This window comes from Stenotrophomonas sp. STEN020, from assembly GCF_056760195.1.
Map to the genome: position 1 here is coordinate 1 of NZ_JBRREI010000106.1, position 4,967 is coordinate 4,967.

A 4,967-nucleotide genomic window follows, 5' to 3' on the forward strand; every position below is an offset into this window, starting at 1 on the left:
CGTGCTTGGTGTTTTTTTTTGGCTCTGTCGCCGCGCCCGCCCGGGGCGCTCCCGCGGCCCCCTCCCCCCCCCCCCGCCCCCCCCCCCCCCCCACTACAGCCGCTCCCACAAGGACAACCGTGCCGTACATGCTTCGCCCGCACGTCCAACCGTCATGCATTACGGCCTATTGCCCTGATCAACGCGCCACCTACAATTCCGCCTGCGCTGCAAAAAAATTCACCATCACGGAGGACGGCTTCAACATGGAAACAAATGCAATCCTGGCCTGGACGCTGGTATCAGAATGCCCGATTCCGCAGGACGTGAACGACATCCTCGTGCCCGGCGAGACCGCCGTGGCGGCTTATAAAACCTTCCGTGATTCTGCGGTGTTCACCAACAAGCGCTTGATCGTGCGCGACGCGCAGGGCATCACCGGCAAGAAAGTGGAGATCTATTCGCTACCGTACTCCTCGATCTACATGTGGTCCTCGGAGAACGGCCACGGCCTGTTCAATTTCAACTCCGAGATCGAGCTCTGGACCAAGGCCGGTCATATCAAGGTCAACCTCAACAAGGGCCTGGATGTCCGCCGTCTGGATAAGCTGATCGCGCAGGCCGTACTGGGCGGCACTGCGTCGCCGGCCATTGGCACGACTCAAGTGGTGCCCGGCAATCCGCCACCATTGCCGTAGACGGGCAGAGGGCAGACCATTCCGGCCAGCGACACCATCAGACCAGTGCCGTCCGCTGAAAGCCGAGCCACCCTGCCCTGCGCCGCCACGCTCACTGCGATATCAGGCGTTCCGCACATTCCGGAGTTCCATGACAAACCAACGCACGCACCACCTCCAGCTGGCCCATGCCGTGCTCGACTGGAACCGCCGGCATCTCAATCGCGATTCCGTACTGACCGAAGCACTGATCGGTGAGTGCTTCGCCGAACACTTCATCGTCGAGCCCAATGGTCGTCGCTACGAGGCCAATCCTGCCAACTACCTCGAATTCCTCAACGGCATGAAAGCCGGCATGGAAGGCATCGACTACGAGATCGACCATGCGCTCGTGGACGGCACTTCGGTCACGTTCTCGATGCGCGCACGGATCAGCTACGCTGACGGGCGCCGCGAGCTGTTCCGCGCCATGCTGCTGATGCGGTTCAACGATGCCGGCAAGGTCACCCTCTGGCACGAGGTCTACGTGCCCATCGCGTTGCCCTCCTGAAACAACGACGCACAGCCAACCAGAATTCCGGATGCAACGATGAGCGAACCCAACTACACCATCAACCACGACATCCCTTCCGTGGACACCTACCGGCATCTGCGCCAGGCCAGTGGGCTCAGCGCGAAGACGCTGGAGGCCGCCAGTCGCGGCCTGCCCAATTCGCTGTTCGCCGTGCAGATCACCCATGCCGGCGAAACCGTGGCGATGGGTCGGGTGATCGGCGACGGCGGCACGTTTTACCAGGTGGTCGACATCGCGGTGCTGCCTGCGCATCAGGGCCGTGGTCTCGGCAAGAAGGTGATGCTGGAAATCCAGGCGTACATCGAACGTGAGGTGCCGGCTTCGGCCTACGTCAGCCTGCTGGCGGATGGCGAAGCCTATCGTCTTTACCAACAGTACGGTTTCACCCTGACCGCACCTGCCAGCGTCGGCATGGCACTCAAGAAAGCATGATTTCCAATACCCGCATCACCACCCGCACATCAACGGAAAAGGAATGAACATACGGCCGCTCAACCCGAACGATGTGGATGCCGCGAGCAGGCTTTGCATGGCGGCGTTCATGGATTCGGTTGCCTCCACGCTCACTGGCGAAGGCGTCGCGACGTTCCGAAAGCTTGCCGCTGCGGAAGCGTTTGCATCCCGCATCAGCGAGGACAACTTGATGTGGTTGGCGGAAGTTTCCGGGCAACCCGCCGGCCTCATCGAGCTGAAGCAGGGGCGACATATCGCAATGCTGTTCATCAGCCCCGAACTGCAGCGCCGCGGCATCGGCCGCCGCCTGCTTGCCGAAGCCATCAAGCACGTCCGCTCGGACATGCTGACCGTGAGCGCCTCCCTGCCTTCGGTGCCCGCCTACTGCGGCTACGGATTCCATTGCAGCGGCGAGGTGAGCGAATCGATGGGAATCATCTATCAGCCGATGGAACTTTGGCTGGACCGCGTCGCCACAGGCGACTGAGTTTGGCTATCGCGCTACGGGTTCTGGAGATCAGCCTGTATCGCGCCAGCCCCAACCACTCCAATGACATCAAGCTCCCGAGCAACCGCCATGCAGACCATCGATTGGAACGACTTCAGCAAGGTTGAACTTCGCGTAGGCCGCGTCATCGCCGCCGAGCCTTTCACTGCCGCCCGCAAACCCGCGTACATCCTGCAGGTGGATTTCGGCGCGGAGATCGGCACCCGCAAATCCAGCGCACAGATCACCGCGCTATACAGCGCCGAACAGCTGGTCGGGCGGCTGGTGGTGGCAGTGCTCAACTTCCCTCCGAAACAAATCGGCCCACTGATGTCCGAATGCCTGGTAACCGGATTTCACGACGCTGAGGGTCGGGTCAGCCTATGCATGCCCGAACATGAGGTACCGCTGGGCACTCGCCTGCTATAGGTCCTGCAAACGGTCCAGCCCGCCCTGCAGACTGGACGGCCGCCAAGCTGCAAGCCCGACACACGGCCTCAACAGCGCTTCGTGCTAGCGTTCTGCACCGAATTCCTCGGCGATGCATGCAGGAGACAGCAATGGGCAAAGGCCGGCTTGAAGCCTTCAGTGACGGCGTACTGGCCATCATCATCACCATCATGGTGCTGGAGATGCGGCCGCCGGAGGGCGCCACGCTGGACGCCCTGCGACCGTTGCTGACCACCTTGCTCAGTTACCTGCTGAGCTTCGTCTACGTCGGCATCTACTGGAACAATCACCACCACCTGCTGCAGGCCTGCCAGAAGGTGACCGGCAGTGTGCTGTGGGCCAACCTGCACCTGCTGTTCTGGCTGTCGCTGCTGCCGTTCGCCACCCATTGGATGGATGACTTCAACAAGCAGCCACTGCCGACTGCGCTCTATGGCTGCATCCTGTTGGCGGCTGCCATCGCCTATTGGATCCTGCAGCGACGCATCGTCGCTGCCGACGGCGAGAACTCGCGCCTGCAGCATGCCCTGGGCAATGACTGGAAGGGCAAGCTGTCGCCGCTGCTCTACATCAGCGGTGTTGCCCTGAGTTTCGTCAACGCACATCTTGCGCAACTTCTATACGCAGCCGCCGCCCTGCTCTGGCTGATCCCCGACCGGCGTATTGAGCGCGAGCTCGGCCAAAGCAGCTGACCTGCCAGTGACGGGCTGGCGGGCTGTACCAACCTGCGGTGACTGGACTGCTCATCTGCACCCCCGCTTTACATTTCCCCGTGTCGCTTGGGTTAAAAAGCACTGCCCTTCAACGCTTTGCAGGATCACCGATGGCTGTATCCAAATCCAACGGGTTTACCGCCGAAGAACAGGCCGCGATGAAGGAACGCGCGCGCGAGCTCAAGGCCGAAGCCAAAGCTGGCAAACTGAAGGCCGACGGCGAGGCCGAGCTCTTGGCCAAGGTCGCCGAGATGCCCGCAGCCGAGCAGCAGATGGCGCGACGCCTGCATGCCATCGTCACCGCCACTGCGCCCTCGTTGAGCCCCAAGACCTGGTACGGAATGCCGGCCTATGCGCGCGACGGCAAGGTCGTGCTGTTCTTCCAGGGAGCGAGCAAGTTCGGTGCACGCTATTCCACGCTGGGTTTCAACGACACGGCTATGCTGGATGACGGGCCGATGTGGGCAACTTCTTTCGCCCTGGCGGAACTCACCCCCGAGGTCGAGAAGAAGATCACCGCCTTGGTCAAGAAAGCCATGCGCAAGCGCGACAGTAGCCTGCAATAGGCAAAGCGCGGTTCTACCGCTATCGTGTCCTGCCCCCGCAGCGATAGACCGCATGTCTCTCTGGACCTGGCTGTTCCCACGCACGCAAGCCGCATACACCAGCCCGCTTTCGCCCGAGCAGGCCATGCAGGCACTGCGTGCAGCCACCGCACGAGGCAACCTGACCGCCACCGGCAGCGTCGCAGGCTCGATAAGCGACAAGCGCGTACATCTTTACCACCGGACAGTGATGCGGAATTCGTTCAAGCCACACTTCCGCGGCAGCCTGCAAGCAACCGCGCAGGGCTGCGAGCTGCGCGGCGCGTATGCGTTGCCGCCGTTGGTTTTCGTCTTCATGCTTTTCTGGCTTGGTTTCTGCGTACTGTGGACCACGGTGGCCGCACTGCAGGTGGGCAGGCTTGACCTGATGCTCCTGCCCGCGGTGCTGCCGGGCCTGCTGATGCCTTGCTTCGGCATCGGCTTGTTGCGGCTTGGACATCATCTGTCCAGTGATGACCCGACGATCGTGTCACGGGTGATCCGACGAGCCTTGCAGTCTCCTTCTGCCTGACCCCAACCGCGAGGGTTCCCACTTGTCCAACCACGACGACACCGCACTGGAACTGCAGAAGCTGCAGTTCGAAGTGATGCAGCAGTTGGAAGTCATTGCCGATGACATCAAGGCCGGGCGACTGGGCGCCGATGAAGGCTCAGCCAAGGCCAAGGCCGTCATTGCGGCCAGCGAGCAGCAGCGTGTTGCCATGTTCAACGCCGCGATCAGTGCCAACCAACGCCAGCGCAGACGCGCCTGGTTGTTCGCACTGATGGTGGTCGTTGCCGTCGCAGCGGTGCTGGCAGGCCTGTTGCTGGCACGCATGGCAGCAGCCTGAACATGTAGTGCCGAGCCATGCTCGGCAGGGGCCTTGCCAGCCATCTTGCAGCAGCGGCGCAAGCCGCGAGGCCACTGCGGCATCAACCAGCGAAGAGCTTACCCCTCCCCAGCCCTCCCCTTCGCTGTGCGAAAGGGAGGGAGCGTAGTGCCGAGCCATGCTCGGCAGGGGCTTTCCCGGTAAGGCCTCTGCCGAGCAT

8 protein-coding genes and 2 pseudogenes are annotated in these 4,967 nt (G+C 62.2%); 9 read left to right on the top strand and 1 reads right to left on the bottom strand.

All coding sequences use genetic code 11. The annotated features are described in order from the left end of the window. Positions 1-245 precede the first annotated feature (245 nt). The 6 genes and pseudogenes from ACVOLZ_RS22070 to ACVOLZ_RS22095 form a co-directional block, all read left to right on the top strand. A complete protein-coding gene (locus tag ACVOLZ_RS22070; protein WP_481518003.1) occupies positions 246-677 on the top strand; it encodes a PH domain-containing protein in 432 nt (143 codons plus the stop codon). 130 nt (positions 678-807) lie between these two features. Continuing rightward, on the top strand, positions 808-1,206 hold the full coding sequence (locus ACVOLZ_RS22075; RefSeq protein ID WP_481518004.1) for a nuclear transport factor 2 family protein: 399 nt from the start codon (positions 808-810) through the stop codon (positions 1,204-1,206). Positions 1,207-1,245: 39 nt separating this feature from the next. Further along, the gene (locus ACVOLZ_RS22080; RefSeq protein ID WP_481518005.1) at positions 1,246-1,662 is read left to right on the top strand and encodes a GNAT family N-acetyltransferase; all 417 of its coding nucleotides are present in this window, start codon (positions 1,246-1,248) and stop codon (positions 1,660-1,662) included. A gap of 97 nt (positions 1,663-1,759) precedes the next feature. Continuing rightward, complete coding sequence (locus tag ACVOLZ_RS22085; RefSeq protein ID WP_481518006.1) at positions 1,760-2,170, top strand: GNAT family N-acetyltransferase; 411 nt, start codon at positions 1,760-1,762, stop codon at positions 2,168-2,170. 90 nt (positions 2,171-2,260) lie between these two features. Further along, a complete protein-coding gene (locus ACVOLZ_RS22090) occupies positions 2,261-2,599 on the top strand; it encodes a tRNA-binding protein (protein WP_282272524.1) in 339 nt (112 codons plus the stop codon). 203 nt (positions 2,600-2,802) lie between these two features. After that, positions 2,803-2,937: pseudogene (locus ACVOLZ_RS22095) on the top strand (TMEM175 family protein); the annotation flags it as partial. 176 nt (positions 2,938-3,113) lie between these two features. Here the strand turns inward: ACVOLZ_RS22095 and ACVOLZ_RS22100 are convergent. Next, positions 3,114-3,195 (bottom strand): annotated as a pseudogene (locus tag ACVOLZ_RS22100). A 248-nt stretch (positions 3,196-3,443) separates the two neighbouring features. Between ACVOLZ_RS22100 and ACVOLZ_RS22105 the strand changes: the two are divergent. Genes ACVOLZ_RS22105 through ACVOLZ_RS22115 form a run of 3 tightly spaced genes read left to right on the top strand, consistent with a single transcriptional unit; the run spans position 3,444 to position 4,768 of the window. Further along, positions 3,444-3,899 carry an iron chaperone gene (locus tag ACVOLZ_RS22105; protein ID WP_481518007.1) on the top strand — a complete coding sequence of 152 codons (456 nt, stop codon included), beginning with the start codon at positions 3,444-3,446 and terminating at the stop codon, positions 3,897-3,899. 52 nt (positions 3,900-3,951) lie between these two features. Beyond that, the gene (locus ACVOLZ_RS22110; protein WP_481518008.1) at positions 3,952-4,449 is read left to right on the top strand and encodes a hypothetical protein; all 498 of its coding nucleotides are present in this window, start codon (positions 3,952-3,954) and stop codon (positions 4,447-4,449) included. A 22-nt stretch (positions 4,450-4,471) separates the two neighbouring features. Beyond that, positions 4,472-4,768, top strand: a complete 297-nt coding sequence (locus ACVOLZ_RS22115) for a hypothetical protein (protein ID WP_481518009.1) — start codon at positions 4,472-4,474, stop codon at positions 4,766-4,768. The last annotated feature ends 199 nt before the right edge of the window (positions 4,769-4,967 follow it).

Excerpts from the sequence above, each read along its gene's own strand:
- ACVOLZ_RS22070 (WP_481518003.1), top strand. The coding sequence starts at position 246 with ATGGAAACAAATGCAATCCTGGCCTGGACGCTGGTATCAGAATGCCCG.
- ACVOLZ_RS22075 (WP_481518004.1), top strand. The coding sequence starts at position 808 with ATGACAAACCAACGCACGCACCACCTCCAGCTGGCCCATGCCGTGCTC.
- ACVOLZ_RS22080 (WP_481518005.1), top strand. The coding sequence starts at position 1,246 with ATGAGCGAACCCAACTACACCATCAACCACGACATCCCTTCCGTGGAC.
- ACVOLZ_RS22085 (WP_481518006.1), top strand. The coding sequence starts at position 1,760 with ATGGCGGCGTTCATGGATTCGGTTGCCTCCACGCTCACTGGCGAAGGC.
- ACVOLZ_RS22090 (WP_282272524.1), top strand. The coding sequence starts at position 2,261 with ATGCAGACCATCGATTGGAACGACTTCAGCAAGGTTGAACTTCGCGTA.
- ACVOLZ_RS22105 (WP_481518007.1), top strand. The coding sequence starts at position 3,444 with ATGGCTGTATCCAAATCCAACGGGTTTACCGCCGAAGAACAGGCCGCG.
- ACVOLZ_RS22110 (WP_481518008.1), top strand. The coding sequence starts at position 3,952 with ATGTCTCTCTGGACCTGGCTGTTCCCACGCACGCAAGCCGCATACACC.